The organism is Citrobacter sp. CK198 (assembly GCF_030333295.1).
GTDB classification, from domain to species: Bacteria; Pseudomonadota; Gammaproteobacteria; order Enterobacterales; family Enterobacteriaceae; genus Citrobacter_B; species Citrobacter_B koseri.
Window position 1 is genome coordinate 439,559 of record NZ_JAOWGE010000034.1, and the last position, 18,822, is coordinate 458,380.

Annotated in this window: 16 protein-coding genes; 11 read left to right on the top strand and 5 right to left on the bottom strand. The window is 55.6% G+C overall.

The annotated features are described in order from the left end of the window. Positions 1-166 precede the first annotated feature (166 nt). Complete coding sequence (gene mdtQ, locus OGY62_RS17125) at positions 167-1,603, top strand: multidrug resistance outer membrane protein MdtQ (protein WP_286460322.1); 1,437 nt, start codon at positions 167-169, stop codon at positions 1,601-1,603. 48 nt (positions 1,604-1,651) lie between these two features. Here the strand turns inward: mdtQ and OGY62_RS17130 are convergent, their stop codons facing one another. Next, entirely contained in the window at positions 1,652-2,221 is a 570-nt protein-coding gene (locus OGY62_RS17130) for a DedA family protein (RefSeq protein WP_049011492.1), read from the bottom strand. A 163-nt stretch (positions 2,222-2,384) separates the two neighbouring features. Between OGY62_RS17130 and OGY62_RS17135 the strand changes: the two genes are divergently transcribed. Together OGY62_RS17135 and pbpG are read left to right on the top strand one after the other, a co-directional pair. Beyond that, positions 2,385-2,972: a Yip1 family protein gene (locus OGY62_RS17135; protein WP_012131637.1), complete on the top strand. Its 588-nt coding sequence runs from the start codon at positions 2,385-2,387 to the stop codon at positions 2,970-2,972. Positions 2,973-3,202: 230 nt separating this feature from the next. Further along, positions 3,203-4,138 (top strand): D-alanyl-D-alanine endopeptidase, encoded by a 936-nt coding sequence (pbpG, locus tag OGY62_RS17140; RefSeq protein ID WP_012131638.1) that lies wholly within the window; start codon positions 3,203-3,205, stop codon positions 4,136-4,138. Positions 4,139-4,249: 111 nt separating this feature from the next. Here pbpG and dld read toward each other — a convergent pair whose 3' ends face one another. Continuing rightward, on the bottom strand, positions 4,250-5,980 hold the full coding sequence (gene dld / locus OGY62_RS17145) for a D-lactate dehydrogenase (RefSeq protein ID WP_286460323.1): 1,731 nt from the start codon (positions 5,978-5,980) through the stop codon (positions 4,250-4,252). A gap of 251 nt (positions 5,981-6,231) precedes the next feature. Here dld and bglX point away from each other — a divergent pair, with 251 nt between their 5' ends. The 5 genes from bglX to OGY62_RS17170 all read left to right on the top strand — a co-directional run bounded on the left by bglX (position 6,232) and on the right by OGY62_RS17170 (position 12,485). Further along, positions 6,232-8,529: a beta-glucosidase BglX gene (gene bglX / locus OGY62_RS17150; RefSeq protein WP_047462528.1), complete on the top strand. Its 2,298-nt coding sequence runs from the start codon at positions 6,232-6,234 to the stop codon at positions 8,527-8,529. A gap of 201 nt (positions 8,530-8,730) precedes the next feature. Then, complete coding sequence (gene osmF, locus OGY62_RS17155) at positions 8,731-9,648, top strand: glycine betaine ABC transporter substrate-binding protein OsmF (RefSeq protein ID WP_012131641.1); 918 nt, start codon at positions 8,731-8,733, stop codon at positions 9,646-9,648. A gap of 24 nt (positions 9,649-9,672) precedes the next feature. Further along, positions 9,673-10,830 carry an ABC transporter permease gene (locus OGY62_RS17160; protein ID WP_048902379.1) on the top strand — a complete coding sequence of 386 codons (1,158 nt, stop codon included), beginning with the start codon at positions 9,673-9,675 and terminating at the stop codon, positions 10,828-10,830. After that, positions 10,823-11,770: an ABC transporter ATP-binding protein gene (locus tag OGY62_RS17165; RefSeq protein ID WP_286460368.1), complete on the top strand. Its 948-nt coding sequence runs from the start codon at positions 10,823-10,825 to the stop codon at positions 11,768-11,770. The genes OGY62_RS17160 and OGY62_RS17165 overlap by 8 nt, the downstream gene beginning before the upstream one ends. Then, positions 11,754-12,485, top strand: coding sequence for an ABC transporter permease (locus tag OGY62_RS17170; RefSeq protein WP_114848213.1), 732 nt, complete (start codon positions 11,754-11,756; stop codon positions 12,483-12,485). The genes OGY62_RS17165 and OGY62_RS17170 overlap by 17 nt, the downstream gene beginning before the upstream one ends. On the opposite strand, the gene OGY62_RS17175 is transcribed toward OGY62_RS17170, so the two are convergent. Then, the gene (locus OGY62_RS17175; protein WP_047462533.1) at positions 12,466-12,573 is read right to left on the bottom strand and encodes a protein YohO; all 108 of its coding nucleotides are present in this window, start codon (positions 12,571-12,573) and stop codon (positions 12,466-12,468) included. The two genes, OGY62_RS17170 and OGY62_RS17175, sit on opposite strands and share 20 nt — an antisense overlap. Positions 12,574-12,682: 109 nt before the next feature. Then, positions 12,683-13,414: an HTH-type transcriptional regulator MlrA gene (gene mlrA / locus OGY62_RS17180; RefSeq protein WP_286460324.1), complete on the bottom strand. Its 732-nt coding sequence runs from the start codon at positions 13,412-13,414 to the stop codon at positions 12,683-12,685. Between the two features lie 222 nt (positions 13,415-13,636). On the opposite strand from mlrA, the gene OGY62_RS17185 reads away from it, so the two are divergent. Genes OGY62_RS17185 through OGY62_RS17195 form a run of 3 tightly spaced genes read left to right on the top strand, consistent with a single transcriptional unit; the run spans position 13,637 to position 16,555 of the window. Continuing rightward, positions 13,637-15,322 (top strand): sensor histidine kinase, encoded by a 1,686-nt coding sequence (locus OGY62_RS17185; protein ID WP_012131646.1) that lies wholly within the window; start codon positions 13,637-13,639, stop codon positions 15,320-15,322. Next, complete coding sequence (gene btsR / locus OGY62_RS17190) at positions 15,319-16,038, top strand: two-component system response regulator BtsR (protein WP_012131647.1); 720 nt, start codon at positions 15,319-15,321, stop codon at positions 16,036-16,038. Before OGY62_RS17185 ends, btsR begins: the two co-directional genes overlap by 4 nt. Positions 16,039-16,084: 46 nt before the next feature. Further along, positions 16,085-16,555 carry a YehS family protein gene (locus OGY62_RS17195; RefSeq protein ID WP_012131648.1) on the top strand — a complete coding sequence of 157 codons (471 nt, stop codon included), beginning with the start codon at positions 16,085-16,087 and terminating at the stop codon, positions 16,553-16,555. A gap of 140 nt (positions 16,556-16,695) precedes the next feature. On the opposite strand, the gene metG is transcribed toward OGY62_RS17195, so the two are convergent. Further along, positions 16,696-18,729: a methionine--tRNA ligase gene (gene metG, locus OGY62_RS17200; protein ID WP_012131649.1), complete on the bottom strand. Its 2,034-nt coding sequence runs from the start codon at positions 18,727-18,729 to the stop codon at positions 16,696-16,698. Between the last annotated feature and the right edge of the window lie 93 nt (positions 18,730-18,822).

Below are 18,822 nucleotides of genomic sequence, written 5' to 3' on the forward strand. Positions count from 1 at the left end.
AAGGGTAAATATCATTCCATGAAATACTTTAATTATAATTATTTGTTTCAATTATAATTTTCTAGTTATATTTTTCCTTTTCCAAAGATGTATTGCCACGCGTAACTAAAAAACAGGACGCAACACCACGTAATCTCTGCGCACCTTTTCTTACCAGAACGTCTCCATGAACCGCGATTCTCTCCTGGCCACAACGGTGTGCCTGTCTCTTTTTACGCTGCTGGCGGGTTGCGCGCCGATGCACGATACCCGCCAGTCGCTGACGCGACAAACGCCTGCTGCACAGGTTGATTCACCATTACCGACGGCAATAAAAAACGGTTGGCCGGACAGCCAGTGGTGGAAGGCGTACCACGATCCCCAGCTTGATGCCTTAATTAACAACGCATTACAGCATTCTCCTGATATGCAGGTGGCTGAACAGCGTATACAACTCGCCGAGGCGCAGGCGAAGGCGGTTGAAGCGCAGGATGGCCCCCGGCTGGATTTCTCTGCGGATGTTGAGCGCCAAAAAATGTCTGCGGAAGGGCTGATGGGGCCGTTTGCCATCACCGATCCGGCGGCGGGAACCACCGGGCCGTGGTACACCAACGGGACGTTCGGCTTAACCGCCGGTTGGGATCTGGATCTCTGGGGCAAGAACCGGGCTGAAGTCAGCGCGAGAATCGGCGTAGTGAAAGCGCGTGAAGCGGAACAGGCGCAAACCCGGCAACTGCTGGCAAGCGGTGTCGCGCGTTTATACTGGGAATGGCAGATGCAGGCGGCGCTTAAAGCGGTGCTGACGCAAATCGAACATGAACAGCAAAACGTCATTACGGTTGATCGCCAGCTGTATCAAAACGGTATTACCTCCTCCGTCGAAGGGGTGGAAACCGATATTGATGCCGGTAAAACGCAGCAGCAGCTAAATGATGTGGCCGGTAAAATGAAGATTATTGAGGCGCGGCTGAGTGCGCTGACCAATGCGCAATCGGCCTCGCTGACCCTGCATACGGTTGCTCTGCCAGTGACTGAAAGCCAGTTGCCCGCTCAGTTGAGCTATGAACTTCTGGCTCGCCGGCCCGATTTACAGGCGGCGCACTGGTACATTGAGTCCTCTTTAGGCAGCGTTGACGCCGCAAAAGCGGCGTTTTATCCCGATATCAACCTGATGGCGTTTCTGCAACAGGACGCCCTGCACCTGAGCGATCTGTTTCGCCATTCCGCACAGCAGATGGGCGTCACCGCCGGGCTGACGCTGCCGATCTTTGACAGCGGCAGGCTGAACGCCAGTCTTGATATCGCGAAAGCGCAAAGTAATCTCTCTGTCGCGAATTACAACAAAGCGGTGGTGGATGCGGTGAATGATGTGGCGCGCGCCGCCAGTCAGGTTGAAACGATGGCTGAAAAAAATCAGCACCAACGGCAGATTGAGCATGACGCACAGCGGGTGGTTGGTCTGGCACAGGCGCGGTTTAATGCCGGAATTATTGCGGGCTCCCGCGTCAGCCAGGCGAAGATCCCGGCGCTGCGGGAACATTGCAACGGCCTGATTTTGCAAGGGCAATGGCTGGATGCGTCCATCCAGCTCACCAGCGCGCTGGGCGGCGGTTATCATCTTTGAGCGTCATGCCGGATGGCGCTTTAATGCAGGCCAAATAAGCCTGAAGCGCTAAGGCGCATCAGGCTTATTGCGCCGTTTTAACCACCAGCGAGCGCCAAAAACCAGCCCAACCACCAGCGCCAGCCAAATCACATGCTTTATATGCTGGTCGAAACTGTGCAGCCACGGCGCGATCACCTCGCCGCCAATATAGCCCAGGGTGGTAAACAGCAAAGCCCAGATCATCGCCCCCAGAATATTCAGCGGCAGAAAGATTTTAGGCGGCAGGTGGCTGGCGCCAATCAATAGTGGCCCAATAATGCGAAAGCCGTACATAAATCGGGAACCAATCACAAACAGGTACGGGCGACGCTGGATCATTTTCTGCGCCAGATGAATTTTGGCGCGGTGCCGGGAAAAGCGCCGCAAAATTTTGCCGCCATAGCGACGACCCAACAAATAGAGCACCTGATCGCCAATCATGCCGCCGAGTGCGACAGAGAGCACCACCAGAGGGAATTTAAGCAATCCCTGATGGGCTGCCACGCCGCCTAACAGGGTGATGGTCTCGCCTTCCGCCATACTGCCAATAATCAGCGCAGCGTAACCGTAATGCGTGATAAGACTGTTGATATCCATACGTGAAAACGACCTCCCGCCTTTAGCATACACCCTATCAATGTTTATGGCCGGAAAAGGCGCGACGTTAGCGCATCGGTTTTTATGCGCTGTACATAAAATAATCGAAAGCTGAATTATACTTGAAGTGTTGAGATCCAGAGCTGACAAGCAGGGGGGCGGTATGAACCATGTCTGGGGGCTATTTTCCCATCCCGATCGTGAAATGCGCGTGATCAAAAGCGAAAACGAAACGGTGTCGCATCACTATACCCACCATGTGCTGCTGATGGCGGCGATCCCGGTGATTTGCGCCTTTATCGGCACCACGCAAATTGGCTGGAATTTTGGTGATGGCAATGTGCTGCGCTTGTCTCTGTTTACAGGGCTGGCGTTCGCGGTTCTGTTTTACGGCATGATGCTGGCCGGGGTTGCCGTGATGGGGCGGGTCATCTGGTGGATGGCGCGCAACTACCCGCAACGGCCTTCCCTGGGACACTGTATGGTCTTTGCCGGGTATGTCGCAACGCCGCTGTTTTTAAGTGGTCTGGTGGCGCTTTATCCGCTGGTGTGGCTCTGTGCGTTAGTCGGTACTGTCGCACTGTTTTATACCGGTTATCTGCTGTATCTCGGCATCCCGACATTCCTGAACATCAGTAAAGAGGAAGGTCTGAGCTTTTCCAGTTCGACGCTGGCTATCGGCGTGCTGGTACTGGAAGTGCTGCTGGCGATGACGGTGATCCTGTGGGGATATGGATACCGGTTATTCTGAGGTATGAAAAGAATTCGGGTCGCAGGAGGGCGGTAAATGGACAACAGCAGCGCGCCTGCGCCCCGAAACAGGGAAGAGACGGGTGTAAAAGCCAGCATGCAGCATTTCGTGACGATTCTCTTATGGCGACAACGCTGTCGGGTCGCTATGATGCCGGAGCTAGCTTGAGTAAAATCCTGGCTCAGGCGGTGTACGTTCTACGTGCGTGAATCATTATCAGAAATCTCATCATGCTGAAATTCCGAGTTTCATTATTTAGCCTTGCCCTGATGCTGGCTGTCCCTTTTGCGCCACACGCTGTGGCGAAAACCGCGGCTGCCGCCGTAGCGTCTCAACCGGAAATTGCTTCTGGAAGCGCGATGATTGTTGATCTGAACACCAACAAAGTGATCTATTCGAACCACCCGGATCTTGTGCGTCCGATTGCGTCGATCACCAAATTAATGACGGCGATGGTGGTGCTTGATGCGCGACTGCCGCTGGATGAAAAACTGAAAGTCGATATCAGCCAGACGCCGGAAATGAAAGGCGTTTACTCACGCGTGCGTCTGAACAGTGAAATCAGCCGTAAAAATATGTTGCTGCTGGCGCTGATGTCTTCGGAAAACCGGGCGGCGGCAAGCCTGGCGCATCATTATCCGGGTGGCTATAACGCTTTTATTAAAGCGATGAATGCTAAAGCCAAAGCGTTGGGCATGACCCATACCCGTTTTGTGGAGCCGACGGGACTGTCGATTCATAACGTATCGACCGCCCGTGACCTGACGAAACTGCTGATTGCCAGCAAGCAGTACCCGCTGATTGGTCAGTTAAGCACCACGCGTGAGGATATGGCGACCTTTGCAAACCCGGCGTACACCTTGCCGTTTCGCAATACGAATCACCTGGTGTACCGCGATAACTGGAATATTCAGTTGACCAAGACCGGGTTTACCAACGCTGCGGGTCACTGCCTGGTGATGCGCACGATGATCAACAACAAACCGGTGGCGTTAGTGGTGATGGATGCCTTTGGCAAATATACCCATTTTGCCGATGCCAGCCGTTTACGCACCTGGATTGAAACCGGCAAAGCGATGCCCGTTCCGGCCGCCGCGTTGAGTTACAAAAAGCAGAAAGCCGCGCAGATGGCCGCAGCAGGCGAGCAGACCGCGCAAAACGATTGAGTTTGTTGATATGTGCCTGAATCCGGCCTACAGTTTGTAGGCCGGATAAGGCGCTTGCGCCGCCATCCGGCACGATATTTAAAACAGCTCCATCGCTGTAAATACGAGAAATCAATGCGTCTCGTCGGACGCCGCTTCTTTCCAGAATTTCAGCTTACTTGTTTTACCAATACCCGGATTCATGCTGTTGGTGGGGTCATTTTCACGATAAAAACGCGCCAGCGTCTCCGGCGCTTTGTACAAATGACCAACGTTATGCTCTGCCGGATATTGCGCGCCGCGCTGGCGCAGCAGTTCCAGCATTTGCTCTTTCAGCGCATGGGCATCGACGCCTTTCTTCACGATGTAATCCTGATGGAAGACATAGCACATGAAATGACCGTAATAGAGTTTATGCACCAGCTGGCTGTCAATTTCCGGCGGCAGATGCTCATACCATTCGGTGTCGTTACGCCGTAAGGCGATATCCAGTGCGAGAATATCCTCCACCTCATCGGCATGCACCGCCTGATAACGGATCGCCGCGCCTGCTGCGGCAAAACGGTGCAGGAACGCTTTGCTGCCTTCCTCCGGGGTACAGGCAAAGAAATCGCCCTCGGCGGTTTTGAAAAACTCGGTCAGCCAGCTTTGCGCTTCCGCCACTCCGTCTCCCGCCATTTTTAACAGCAGATGATGCTCATATTTGTCGCGCCAGCTTTTCATGCGCGGCGGCAGATGGTTAGGGAATAAATGGCCGAACTTCTGCATCGCGCGGTCGGTGAAATGCGGACGGAAGATTTTTACCTTTTCCAGCATTGCGTCGGTACGGCCTTTGAGCGTAAAGAAGAACGGCATTTTGTCGGTGCCGAGCTTGTCGATCATCAGGAACGTATCTTTGCCATATTTCTCCGCGATGTCGTAAATATCGCGGTGCATATATTCACCGGCAACCGGCAGGTTGTCGAACTTCGCCAGGATATGACGACGAATCTCGGTCAGCACGTCGGGCTGATTGGTGCCGATATAAAAGACCTGCTGGTTTTTTTCCGCCTCGAAAGTGTCCAGCCGCACGGCGAACACCGCCAGCTTACCCGCGCAGCCGGAGGATTCGAACAGGCGATCCGGGTCAGCGTTATAGCGGGCAGGGGTATCGGCCTCAATGTCCCTGACGCGAGTCACGTAATCATAATCGTGGGCGTGGCGGCCATCGTGGCGCACATCTTCATCTTTGATGCGTTCATCATCGAGTGTGCTGAGGATCTGTTCCGGGGTCTGGCCCAGTTCGATGCCCAGATGGTTCACCAGCTGTAATTTGCCCTGTTCATCAATGCGCGCGAACAGCGACATTTCGGTATACGCCGGGCCACGTTGTACCAGCGACCCGCCGGAGTTATTGCAGATGCCGCCAATAACTGACGCGCCGATACAGGAGGAACCGATAACCGAGTGCGGTTCGCGACCAAAAGGTTTAAGCGCTTTTTCCAGTGAGTACAGCGTGGTGCCAGGGTATGCCAGCACCTGTTCGCCTTTACTGAGGACGTGCAGCTTGTCGAGGCGTAGCGTGCTGATGATGACAATTTCGCGATCGTAATCGTTGCCGTTCGGCGTGGAACCTTCAGTCAGGCCGGTATTGGCGGCCTGCATCAGAATGATTTTATCGGCGTTTACGCAGGCGTTCAGTACGCGCCACAATTCCAGCAGTGAGCCGGGGAAGACCACGGTCAGCGCTTCGCCCTGACCGGAACGGAACCCCTTGCGGTAGCGGGCGGTTTTTGCAGGATCGGTGAGCAGGTGCGAATGACCCACCAGACGGGTGAGCTCGTTAAGAAAGGCTTTATTATCTGTCGTTGTAATGGAAGACATTCTCCACTCCTTGTGGTGGGACAAACTATCGGAACTAAGCATAGCGCTTTGTATGACAATACGCTTTCTCATGCAACTTGTCTCGGTGCAGGCTTAGCGTATTCCTGATCCTCCTCCCTGCGCAGGGGACGTTAAAAAAATCAGAGAATAACCTTAGCTTTCTTCTCCTCTCCCGATTAGGCTTATGGCAAACTGCGGTTTTTGTTATATTTTTGCTGCCACGTCGGGCTAAAGAAAAAGAGAGAATTAAGATGAAATGGCTATGTTCTGTAGGTGTTGCGGTAAGCCTTGCGTTGCAGCCAGCGCTGGCGGAAGCGTTGTCTGGCAACCATCCGCTGACGCCTGAAGCTCGGGATGCGTTTGTCACTGAATTGCTCACGAAAATGACCGTCGATGAAAAAATCGGTCAGCTGCGTTTGATAAGCGTTGGGCCCGACAACCCGAAAGAAGCCATCCGGGAGATGATCAAAAACGGGCAGGTCGGGGCGATTTTTAACACCGTCACCCGCCAGGATATCCGAAAAATGCAGGATCAGGTGATGGAACTGAGCCGCCTGAAAATCCCTCTCTTTTTCGCCTATGACGTGCTGCACGGGCAGCGTACCGTTTTCCCTATCAGCCTTGGCCTGGCCTCCTCGTTTAATCTGGAGGCGGTAAAAACCGTGGGCCGCGTCTCGGCGTATGAGGCGGCTGACGATGGCCTGAACATGACCTGGGCGCCGATGGTGGATGTGTCCCGCGATCCGCGCTGGGGACGCGCGTCGGAAGGCTTTGGTGAAGATACGTATCTGACGGCGATCATGGGCAAAACGATGGTCGAGGCGATGCAGGGTAAAAGCCCGGCGGATCGCTATTCGGTGATGACCAGCGTGAAACATTTCGCCGCCTATGGCGCGGTTGAGGGCGGGAAGGAATACAACACCGTCGATATGAGCCCGCAGCGCCTGTTTAACGACTATATGCCGCCGTATAAAGCCGGGCTGGACGCGGGCAGCGGCGCGGTGATGGTGGCGCTCAACTCACTGAACGGTACGCCTGCGACGTCAGATTCATGGCTGTTGAAAGAGGTGCTGCGCGACGAGTGGGGCTTTAAAGGCATCACCGTTTCCGATCACGGCGCGATCAAAGAGCTGATTAAACACGGCACGGCATCCGACCCGGAAGACGCGGTGCGCGTGGCGCTCAAGTCCGGCATCAACATGAGTATGAGCGATGAGTATTACAGCAAATACCTGCCGGGGCTGGTCAAATCAGGCAAAGTAACGATGGCGGAACTGGACGATGCCGCGCGCCATGTGCTGAACGTGAAATATGACATGGGGTTGTTTAACGATCCGTACAGCCACCTGGGCGCAAAAGAGTCCGATCCGCAGGACACGAACGCTGAGAGCCGCCTGCATCGCAAAGACGCGCGCGACGTTGCGCGCGAAAGTCTGGTGCTGCTGAAGAACCGTCTGGAAACGCTGCCGTTGAATAAATCCGGCACCATTGCGGTGGTGGGGCCGCTGGCCGACAGTCAGCGTGATGTGATGGGAAGCTGGTCTGCCGCTGGCGTCGCCAGCCAGTCCGTTACGGTGCTGACGGGGATTAAAAACGCGCTGGGCGACAAAGGCAAAGTGATATACGCCAAAGGGGCGAATGTCACTAATGACAAAGGCATTGTTGATTTCCTCAATCAGTATGAGGAGGCGGTGAAAGTAGACCCTCGTTCGCCAGAAGCGATGATTGACGAGGCCGTTAATGCCGCGAAACAGTCCGATGTGGTTGTGGCCGTTGTCGGGGAAGCGCAGGGTATGGCGCATGAGGCTTCCAGCCGCACCGACATTCAGATCCCGCAAAGCCAGCGCGATCTGATCGCGGCGTTGAAGGCGACGGGTAAACCGTTGGTGCTGGTGCTGATGAACGGTCGTCCGCTGGCGCTGGTGAAAGAAGATCAGCAGGCTGACGCCATTCTGGAAACCTGGTTTGCCGGTACGGAAGGCGGTAACGCCATTGCTGACGTTCTGTTCGGCGACTATAACCCGTCGGGTAAACTGCCGATGTCCTTCCCGCGCTCTGTCGGGCAGATCCCGGTTTACTACAGCCATCTCAACACCGGTCGTCCGTATAACGCCGACAAGCCGAACAAGTACACCTCCCGCTACTTTGACGAGGCGAATGGCCCGCTGTATCCGTTTGGTTATGGTCTGAGCTACACCACGTTTACTGTTTCCGATGTGACGCTCTCTGCGCCCACCATGAAGCGCGATGGCGCGGTAACGGCCAGCGTGCGGGTGACGAATACCGGCAAGCGCGAGGGGGCGACGGTAATCCAGATGTATTTGCAGGATGTCACGGCATCGATGAGTCGTCCGGTAAAACAGCTGAAAGGCTTTGAGAAGGTAACGCTGAAGCCGGGAGAAACGCAGACCGTTAGCTTCCCGATTGATATTGAGGCGCTGAAATTCTGGAACCAGCGTATGAAGTATGACGCGGAGCCCGGCAAGTTTAACGTCTTTATTGGCGTCGATTCCGCCCGTGTGAAGCAGGGCGAGTTTGAACTGCTGTAGCCACGCGCCATGCCTGTCAGCTCCGTAGGCCGGATAAGACGCGTTAGCGTCGCTATCCGGCACCGGTGCACCTGATTGCCGGATGGCGCTTGCGCTTATCCGGCCTGCGAATTGCTCCTGCCTTTTGTCGCTCTGCTATTTTTCAACTATGCTTTTTCCTCAAGTCTCTGAAAAGGGATGTAAAAGAATGAGGAAAGCAGCATGACAATTTCAAAAACAGGGGCGGGGGCGCTGCTGCTATTAGCGGCGGTCAGTCTGCCGTTGCAGGCCGCATCACCTGTAACGGTCGGATCAAAAATCGATACGGAAGGCGCCTTGCTTGGCAACCTGATTTTACAGGTGCTGGAAAGCCACGGCGTTAAAACGGTGAATAAAGTGCAACTGGGTACAACCCCGGTAGTACGCGGCGCGATTACCTCTGGCGAGCTGGATATTTACCCGGAATATACCGGAAACGGCGCATTCTTCTTTAAAGACGAAAACGATCCGGCATGGAAAAACGCACAGGCGGGGTTTGAAAAAGTCAAAAAACTGGATGCTGAGCAGAACAAGCTGGTCTGGTTAACGCCAGCGCCTGCAAACAATACCTGGACGATTGCGGTACGCCAGGATGTTGCGGAAAAGAATAAACTGGTTTCGCTTGCGGATCTCGGACGCTATCTGAAAGAGGGCGGAACGTTCAAGCTGGCCGCCTCCGCCGAGTTTATCGAACGCGCCGATGCGCTGCCTGCCTTTGAAAAAGCCTACGATTTTAAACTGAATCAGAACCAGTTGCTGTCGCTGGCTGGCGGCGATACGGCGGTGACCATTAAAGCGGCCGCCCAGCAAACGTCCGGCGTAAACGCGGCAATGGCCTATGGCACCGACGGCCCGGTCGCGGCGCTGGGGCTGCAAACTCTGAGCGATCCGCAAGGCGTTCAGCCTATCTATGCGCCTGCTCCGGTGGTTCGTGAGTCGGTGCTAAAAGAATATCCGCAGATGGCGGAATGGTTGCAGCCGGTCTTTGCCAGCCTGGATGAAAAAACGCTGCAACAGTTGAATGCCAGTATCGCCGTTGAAGGGCTGGATGCGAAAAAAGTCGCGGCAGATTACCTGAAGCAAAAAGGCTGGGTGAAGTAACACATTTTGTATCAGGTCAGTAAGGTGTCAAAAGTCAGTCTTAACCGTGTGTTGCTGCTGTTGGTGATCCTGACGGGGGTTGCCGCCGCGCTGCCTTTCGTCAACTACGCCCCCAATCGCCTGGTGTCAGGGGAGGGGCGTCAGATCTGGGATATCTGGCCGGGTTCGGTTTCTCTGCTGGCGGGCGCCGGGTGCGCATTGCTGGTGTTGTGTTTTGTCCCTGGAAAAAAGGGCAGCGTGCTGACGCTTGTGCTGGCGCAGGCGCTGGTGATCGCCATGCTCTGGAGCGTGGGGAAAGCGGCAACGCATCTGGCGCAGGCCGGCAGCCCGCTGGCGCGCACCAGCCTGGGGAGCGGCCTGTGGCTGGGTCTTGGGCTCACCCTGCTGGCCTGTAGCGATGCCATTCGCCGTATCACCACCCAACCGCTCTGGCGCTGGCTTCTGCATGCGCAAATTGCGCTCTTACCGCTGGCGCTGCTGCTCACTGGCGCATTCAACGATCTCTCTTTACTCAAAGAGTACGCGAACCGGCAGGATATTTTTGATAATGCGCTGGTTCAGCACCTGACGCTGCTGGCGGGAACCGTGTTGCCCGCGTTGCTGATTGGCGTACCGCTGGGCATCTGGTGCTCGTTTGCAACGGCGCGGCAGGGGCCGGTCTTTGCCGTTCTGAATGTTATCCAGACCATCCCTTCCGTTGCGCTGTTTGGCCTGCTGATTGCCCCACTTGCCGGGCTGGTGAAGGCGTGGCCCTGGCTGGGAACGCTTGGCGTGGCGGGAACCGGGTTAACGCCCGCCCTGATTGCGCTGGTGCTCTATGCGTTACTGCCGCTGGTGCGCGGCGTGGTTGCCGGGCTTAACCAGGTGCCGCGAGACGTGCTGGAAAGCGCGCGGGCGATGGGGATGAGCGCTTCTCAACGCTTTATCCATGTACAACTGCCGCTGGCGTTGCCGGTTTTTTTACGCAGCCTGCGCGTGGTCATGGTGCAAACGGTGGGGATGGCGGTCATCGCCGCCCTGATTGGGGCGGGAGGGTTTGGCGCCCTGGTCTTTCAGGGACTGCTCAGCAGCGCCGTTGATCTGGTTCTGCTGGGGGTGATCCCGGTCATTGCGCTGGCCGTGCTGATCGACGCGCTGTTTGATTTATGGATCGCACTCCTGAAGGTAACGAATGATGATTGAATTTAGCCATGTCAGCAAAACCTTCGGTGCGCAGAAGGCCGTCAACGACCTCAATCTGCATTTTCGCGAAGGCAGCTTTTCAGTGCTGATTGGCACATCGGGGTCGGGAAAATCCACCACGCTGAAGATGATTAACCGCCTGGTGGAGCATGACAGCGGGGTGATCCGTTTTGCCGGGGAAGAGATCCGCAGCTTGCCGGTGCTGGAACTGCGTCGTCGCATGGGGTACGCCATCCAGTCGATCGGCCTTTTCCCGCACTGGACGGTGGCGCAAAACATTGCCACCGTACCGCAACTGCAAAAGTGGTCGCGCTCGCGTATTGATGGCCGCACGGAAGAACTGATGACGCTGCTGGGGCTGGATGTGAATTTGCGTCACCGTTATCCGCACCAGCTCTCTGGCGGGCAACAGCAGCGCGTTGGGGTGGCCCGCGCGCTGGCTGCCGATCCGCAGGTATTGCTGATGGATGAGCCGTTTGGCGCGCTGGACCCGGTAACGCGCGGGGCGCTTCAGCAGGAGATGACCCGTATTCACCGGCTGCTTGGCCGCACCATCGTGCTGGTGACGCACGATATCGACGAGGCGCTGCGTCTGGCGGAGCATCTGGTGCTGATGGATGGCGGCGAAGTGGTACAGCAGGGCACGCCGCTGGAAATGCTGACCGCGCCGGCGAATGATTTTGTACAGGCGTTTTTTGGGCGCAGCGAACTGGGCGTGCGGCTGCTGTCGCTGCGCAGCGTGGGGGATTATGTGCGTCGTCATGAGCAAGTAGGCGGTGACGCGCTGGCGGAAGAGATGACGCTGCGCGATGCGCTGTCTGTCTTTGTGGCGCGAGGGTGCGACGTATTGCCGGTGGTGGATCAGCAGGGCACTCCCTGCGGGACGCTCCATTTTCGCGATCTGCTTTCGGAGGCGCTGCCCGGTGAAACGACTGTCTGATCCGCTGCTCTGGCTTATTGTCGCTTTTCTGGCGCTGCTTGCGGGGCTGCCGTACAGCCAGGCGGTGTTTGGCGCGCTGTTTCCGCAGTTGCCACGACCGGTTTACCAGCAAGAAAGCTTTATGGCGCTGGCGCTGGCCCATTTCTGGCTGGTGGGCGTATCAAGCCTGATTGCTGTGGCGGTTGGCGTCGGGGCGGGGATTGCGGTCACTCGCTCATGGGGGGCAGAGTTTCGCCCGCTGGTGGAAACCATCGCCGCCGTCGGGCAGACCTTTCCGCCGGTCGCGGTGCTGGCGATAGCCGTTCCGGTGATGGGGTTTGGTCAGGAGCCAGCCATTATCGCGCTGATCCTCTACGGGGTTTTGCCGATATTGCAGGCCACGCTCGCCGGGCTGGGGGCGATTCCCGCCAGCGTCATGAGCGTGGCGTGCGGGATGGGAATGAGCCGGGGACAGCAGCTGTGGAAAGTCGAACTGCCGCTGGCCGCGCCGGTGATTCTGGCGGGGATTCGCACCTCGGTGATCATCAATATTGGGACTGCGACGATCGCCTCGACGGTGGGCGCCAGCACGCTCGGCACGCCAATTATCATCGGGCTGAGCGGCTTTAACACCGCCTATGTGATTCAGGGGGCTTTACTGGTCGCGCTGGCGGCGATCATTGTCGATCGCCTGTTCGAGCGTCTGGTGCTGCGCCTTAACCGGCACGTAAAATAAACGTATAGCCAGCGAGCATCACGCCGCCGATACCGCCGATAGCCATCAGCAGGAAGAGGGTAATCACACCGATTTTAGCTGCGCGCATTGTGCACTCCTTATGTTAACAAAAGGATTGTACCGTAAAGCACGTTTGTTAATGAATCATTAAATGCGCAGAATGTCTGATCACGCATTGATGCTGTCATCCGGTAAGGCTACAGGCCCAGCGGGTAAATATCGTGCCCCTGCGCGCGCCAGGCGTTGAGTTGCTGCTGCTGCGCGGGCGTCTGCGTCTCGCCGCACCAGATAAGCAGCGTCCTGCCGTCAAACAGCTCCGGGCGAAGCTGGTTCAGCGAGTGAGCCAGCACATCGACGCGCCATCCTTGCTGGCTGGCGACCCAGCCTTCCAGCCACAGCCGGGTGGTATCGTGAATATTCCAGCCGACCACCAGCGCGTCTTTCCCCTGTTTTTTGCGCGCGGAGGCAAGACAAATCGCAATGTAATTGATCAAGATGCCGTCAAGGATGCCGAGCAGCGCCTGGAGAGTGGGTTGCTGGCACTGTAAGCGTCGTCGCAGAGGAGTAAACAGGTGCGTGGTGAGCGTCTGGGCGGGGTAATCCTGCCCACGTTCTTTAATCCATAGCCTGAGGCTATGCAGATTGTTGCTTTGCAAATAGTGCAGCAGCGTCTCCTGCTGTTCGCGCCAGCCGCTTTGCACATCGATGTTATCGTTGCTGAGTAGCACTTTGACCTTACTGACCTGCACGCCGTTATCAATCCAGCGTTTAATCTCCCGAATCCTGTCGATATCGGCGTCATTAAACAGGCGGTGCCCCCCGTCTGTTCGCTGGGGCTTTAATAATCCGTAACGCCTCTGCCACGCGCGTAACGTGACAGGGTTGATATCACAAAGCAAAGCCACTTCACCTATTGTGTAAAGCGCCATCGTTTCACCCTTGCTCGCGAGGTCCCAGTTTTACTTTAGACGCTCTTTTACGAACCAGGTAGTTTTGTCTGTTTTTTAATCAGTGCGCGGGTGAGATTGTGGCCTGACGTGCGCTTTTGAGTGATCGTTCTCACGAATTCATGTTTTTTTGCAACAGTTCAAAGAAAGATAAGCGCAGCCAATGTATGTTACGCGTTTTTAAGAGATGTGTGGTTTGCGGGTATGTACGAGTTTAATCTGGTGTTGCTGCTGCTTCAGCAGATGTGCGTGTTTCTGGTCATTGCGTGGTTAATGAGTAAAACACGTTTATTCATCCCGTTAATGCAGGTTACCGTTCGCCTGCCGCATAAATTTCTCTGTTATATCGTCTTCTCTATTTTCTGCATTATGGGCACCTGGTTTGGGTTGCACATCGAAGATTCCATTGCCAATACCCGTGCGATTGGCGCCGTGATGGGCGGCTTGCTGGGCGGGCCTGTGGTCGGCGGCCTGGTTGGACTCACCGGCGGTTTACACCGTTATTCGATGGGCGGGATGACGGCGCTGAGCTGCATGATCTCCACCATTGTTGAAGGGTTGTTAGGCGGCCTGGTGCATAGCGTGCTGATCCGTCGCGGGCGCACCGATAAAGTTTTCAGCCCGTTAACGGCCGGGGCGATTACCTTCGTCGCTGAACTGGTGCAAATGCTGATCATTTTGTTGATCGCCCGACCTTTTGAAGATGCGTTGCATCTGGTAAGCAGTATTGCCGCGCCCATGATGGTGACTAACACCGTTGGGGCGGCGCTGTTTATGCGCATTTTGCTCGACAAACGCGCGATGTTTGAAAAATACACCTCGGCGTTTTCCGCCACCGCGCTGAAAGTGGCGGCCTCCACGGAGGGTATCCTTCGTCAGGGCTTTAACGAAGTGAACAGCATGAAGGTGGCCCAGGTGTTGTATCAGGAACTGGACATCGGCGCAGTGGCGATCACCGATCGCGATAAACTGCTGGCGTTTACCGGCATTGGCGACGATCACCACCTGCCGGGGAAACCTATTTCATCAAGCTACACGCTGAAAGCGATTGAGACCGGTGAGGTGGTGTATGCCGATGGTAACGAAGTGCCTTACCGCTGCTCGTTGCATCCGCAGTGCAAATTAGGCTCAACGCTGGTGATTCCGCTGCGCGGCGAAAACCAACGCGTGATGGGCACCATCAAACTGTATGAAGCCAAAAACCGGCTCTTTAGCTCCATCAACCGAACGCTGGGCGAGGGGATTGCGCAACTGCTGTCGGCGCAGATTCTGGCCGGGCAGTATGAACGCCAGAAAGCGCTGCTCACACAGTCGGAAATTAAACTTTTGCATGCGCAGGTGAATCCTCATTTCCTGTTTAACGCGCTTAACACCATTAAAGCGGTGGTGCGCCGCGACAGCGAACAGGCCAGCCAACTGGTGCAGTATCTCTCGACCTTCTTTCGCAAGAACTTAAAGCGCCCCTCGGAGATTGTGACCCTTGCCGATGAAATTGAGCATGTGAATGCCTATTTGCAAATTGAGAAGGCGCGCTTCCAGGCGCGGTTGCAGGTGAATTTAAACGTGCCGGAGGAACTTTCGCACCAGCAACTGCCCGCGTTCACTCTGCAACCGATTGTGGAAAACGCCATTAAGCACGGCACGTCGCAACTGCTCGGCACCGGCGAAGTCTCCATTACGGCCAGACAGGACGGGCAGCACCTGATGCTGGACATTGAGGATAACGCCGGATTGTACCAGCCCACGACCAATGCCAGCGGCCTGGGGATGAACCTGGTGGATAAACGGCTGCGCGAACGCTTTGGCGATGATTACGGCATCAACGTGGCCTGCGAACCCGATCTCTTTACCCGGATAACCTTACGACTTCCCCTGGAGGAAAACGCATGATTAAAGTGCTGATTGTGGATGATGAGCCGTTAGCGCGGGAAAATCTGCGGATTCTGTTACAGGAACAAAGTGATATTGAGATTGTGGGTGAGTGCTCGAATGCGGTAGAGGCGATTGGCGCGGTGCATAAGCTGCACCCGGACGTGCTGTTTCTTGATATCCAGATGCCGCGCATCAGCGGGCTGGAAATGGTCGGGATGCTCGATCCAGAACATCGGCCGTACATTGTTTTTCTGACCGCTTTTGACGAATACGCCATTAAAGCGTTTGAAGAGCACGCTTTTGACTATCTGCTTAAGCCCATTGAAGAGAAGCGGCTGGAGAAAACGTTGGCGCGTCTGCGACAGGAACGAAACATGCAGGACGTTTCGGTGCTGCCGGAAAATCAACAAGCGTTGAAATTCATTCCCTGCACCGGGCACAGCCGTATTTATCTGTTGCAAATGGATGACGTGGCGTTTGTCAGCAGCCGGATGAGCGGCGTGTACGTAACCAGCAGCGAGGGGAAGGAAGGGTTTACCGAATTGACGCTGCGAACGCTGGAGAGCCGCACGCCGTTATTGCGCTGCCATCGTCAGTATCTGGTGAATATGGCGCAGTTGCAGGAAATTCGGCTGGAGGATAATGGTCAGGCTGAGCTGATTTTGCGCAACGGTTTAACGGTTCCTGTCAGCCGTCGCTACCTGAAAAGTTTAAAAGAGGCGATTGGGCTGTAAAAGACTGCTAAAATGATTTTTTGCCTCATTAACACCCGAAGGCCCCATGCTGAGTAACGATATTCTGCGTAGCGTGCGCTACATCCTGAAAGCAAACAATAACGATCTGGTGCGCATTCTGGCGCTGGGTAATGCCGAAGCCACTGCGGAACAGATTGCTGTCTGGTTGCGTAAAGAAGAGGAAGAGGGCTTTCAACGTTGCCCGGATATCATCCTCTCTGCTTTCCTGAATGGGCTGATCTACGAAAAGCGTGGTAAAGATGAATCCGCGCCAGCGCTGGAGCCGGAGCGCCGCGTTAACAATAATATTGTGCTGAAAAAGCTGCGTATCGCGTTCTCGCTGAAAACCGACGATATTCTTGCGATTCTGACGGAGCAAAAATTCCGCGTCTCGATGCCGGAAATCACGGCGATGATGCGCGCCCCGGAGCATAAAAACTTCCGCGAGTGCGGCGATCAGTTCTTGCGTTATTTCCTGCGCGGGCTGGCGGCGCGTCAGCACGAGAAGAAAGCGTAATAAGATAAGCGGTAGGCCGGATAAGGTGTTTGCACCGTCATCCGGCATTTGCGCCTGATGGTGCTTCGCTTACCAGACCTACGGCGTGGTTCGCTGGCGTTCTGGAATAAAAAAGCCGGAGAATGTCTCCGGCTTTTTGTTTATTTCACCTGCTGGCCTGGCTTCGCACCGTCATCCGGGCTTAACAGGAAGATATCTTTCCCGCCAGGACCGGCAGCCATCACCATCCCTTCAGAGATGCCGAAGCGCATTTTACGCGGGGCCAGGTTGGCGACCATCACCGTATGGCGACCAATCAGCGCCTGCGGGTCAGGGTACGCGGAACGGATGCCGGAGAAGACGTTGCGCTTTTCGCCGCCCAGATCCAGCGTCAGACGCAGCAGTTTGTCAGAACCCTCAACGAACTCAGCGTTTTCAATCAGCGCCACGCGCAGATCGACCTTAGCGAAATCGTCAAAGGTAATGGTTTCCTGAATCGGGTCGTCTGCCAGCGGGCCGGTAACTGGCGCCGCCGCCGCTTTCACCTCTTCTTTCGAGGCTTCAACCAGCGCATCGACCTGTTTCATGTCGATGCGGTTATACAGCGCTTTGAAGGCGTTAACCTTGTGGCCCAGCAGCGGTTGTGCGATTGCATCCCAGCTCAGCTCGGTGTTCAGGAACGCTTCCACACGTTCGCTCAGCGTTGGCAGAACCGGCTTCAGGTACGTCATCAGCACGCGGAACAGGTTGATGCCCATCGAGCAGATCGCTTGCAGGTCGGCATCGCGGCCTTCCTGTTTCGCGACAACCCACGGCGCCTGTTCATCAACATAGCGGTTAGCCATGTCCGCCAGCGCCATAATTTCACGGATCGCTTTACCGAATTCGCGGCTTTCCCACGCTTCGCCGATGACCGCTGCTGCGTCGGTGAAGGTTTTGTACAGCGCGGGATCGGCCAGTTCAGCAGCCAGTACGCCATCGAAACGCTTGTTGATAAAGCCCGCGTTACGGGAAGCCAGGTTGACGACCTTGTTGACGATATCCGCGTTGACGCGCTGCACGAAGTCTTCCAGATTCAGGTCGATGTCATCGATGCGGGAAGAGAGCTTCGCCGTGTAGTAATAGCGCAGGCTGTCGGCGTCAAAATGGTTCAGCCAGGTGCTGGCCTTAATAAAGGTGCCGCGCGATTTAGACATCTTCGCGCCATTCACCGTTACATAGCCGTGAACGAACAGGTTGGTCGGTTTGCGGAAACCGCTGCCTTCCAGCATGGCCGGCCAGAACAGGCTGTGGAAGTAGACGATATCTTTACCGATGAAATGGTACAGCTCGGCGTCAGAATCTTTCTTCCAGTAGTCGTCAAAGCTGGTCAGATCGCCGCGCTTGTTGCACAGATTCTTGAATGAACCCATGTAGCCGATCGGCGCATCCAGCCAGACGTAGAAAAATTTGCCCGGCGCATTCGGGATTTCAAAACCGAAGTATGGCGCGTCACGGGAGATATCCCACTGTTGCAGGCCGGATTCAAACCACTCCTGCATTTTGTTCGCCACCTGCTCCTGCAACGCGCCGCTGCGGGTCCACGCCTGCAACATTTCGCTGAAAGAGGGCAGGTCAAAGAAGAAGTGCTCAGAGTCGCGCATCACCGGCGTAGCGCCGGAAACCACGGACTTTGGCTCGATAAGCTCGGTCGGGCTATAGGTCGCGCCGCACACTTCGCAGTTATCGCCGTACTGATCTGGAGACTTACATTTCGGGCAGGTGCCTTTTACAAAACGATCCGGCAGGAACATGCCTTTTTCTGGATCGTAGAGCTGAGAGATGGTGCGGTTCTTAATGAAACCGTTCTCTTTCAGGCGGGTGTAAATCAGCTCGGACAGCTCGCGGTTCTCTTCGCTGTGCGTTGAGTGGTAGTTGTCATAGCTGATGTTAAAGCCTGCGAAATCAGTCTGATGCTCCTGACTCATTTCACCAATCATCTGCTCTGGCGTAATACCCAACTGCTGTGCTTTCAGCATGATAGGGGTGCCGTGTGCGTCGTCCGCGCAGATGAAGTTGACCTGGTGGCCGCGCATTCGCTGGTAACGGACCCAGACATCAGCCTGGATGTGCTCCAGCATATGGCCGAGGTGGATGGAGCCGTTGGCGTACGGCAGCGCGCACGTTACCAGAATTTTCTTCGCGACTTGAGTCATAGTAGGTATTACTTCTTCTCTAGTAAAAGGGGGTTCTGATGTTACCTGAAAGGGAATAACTACGCCAAGTGATAAGGGCATTAATCCATAAAT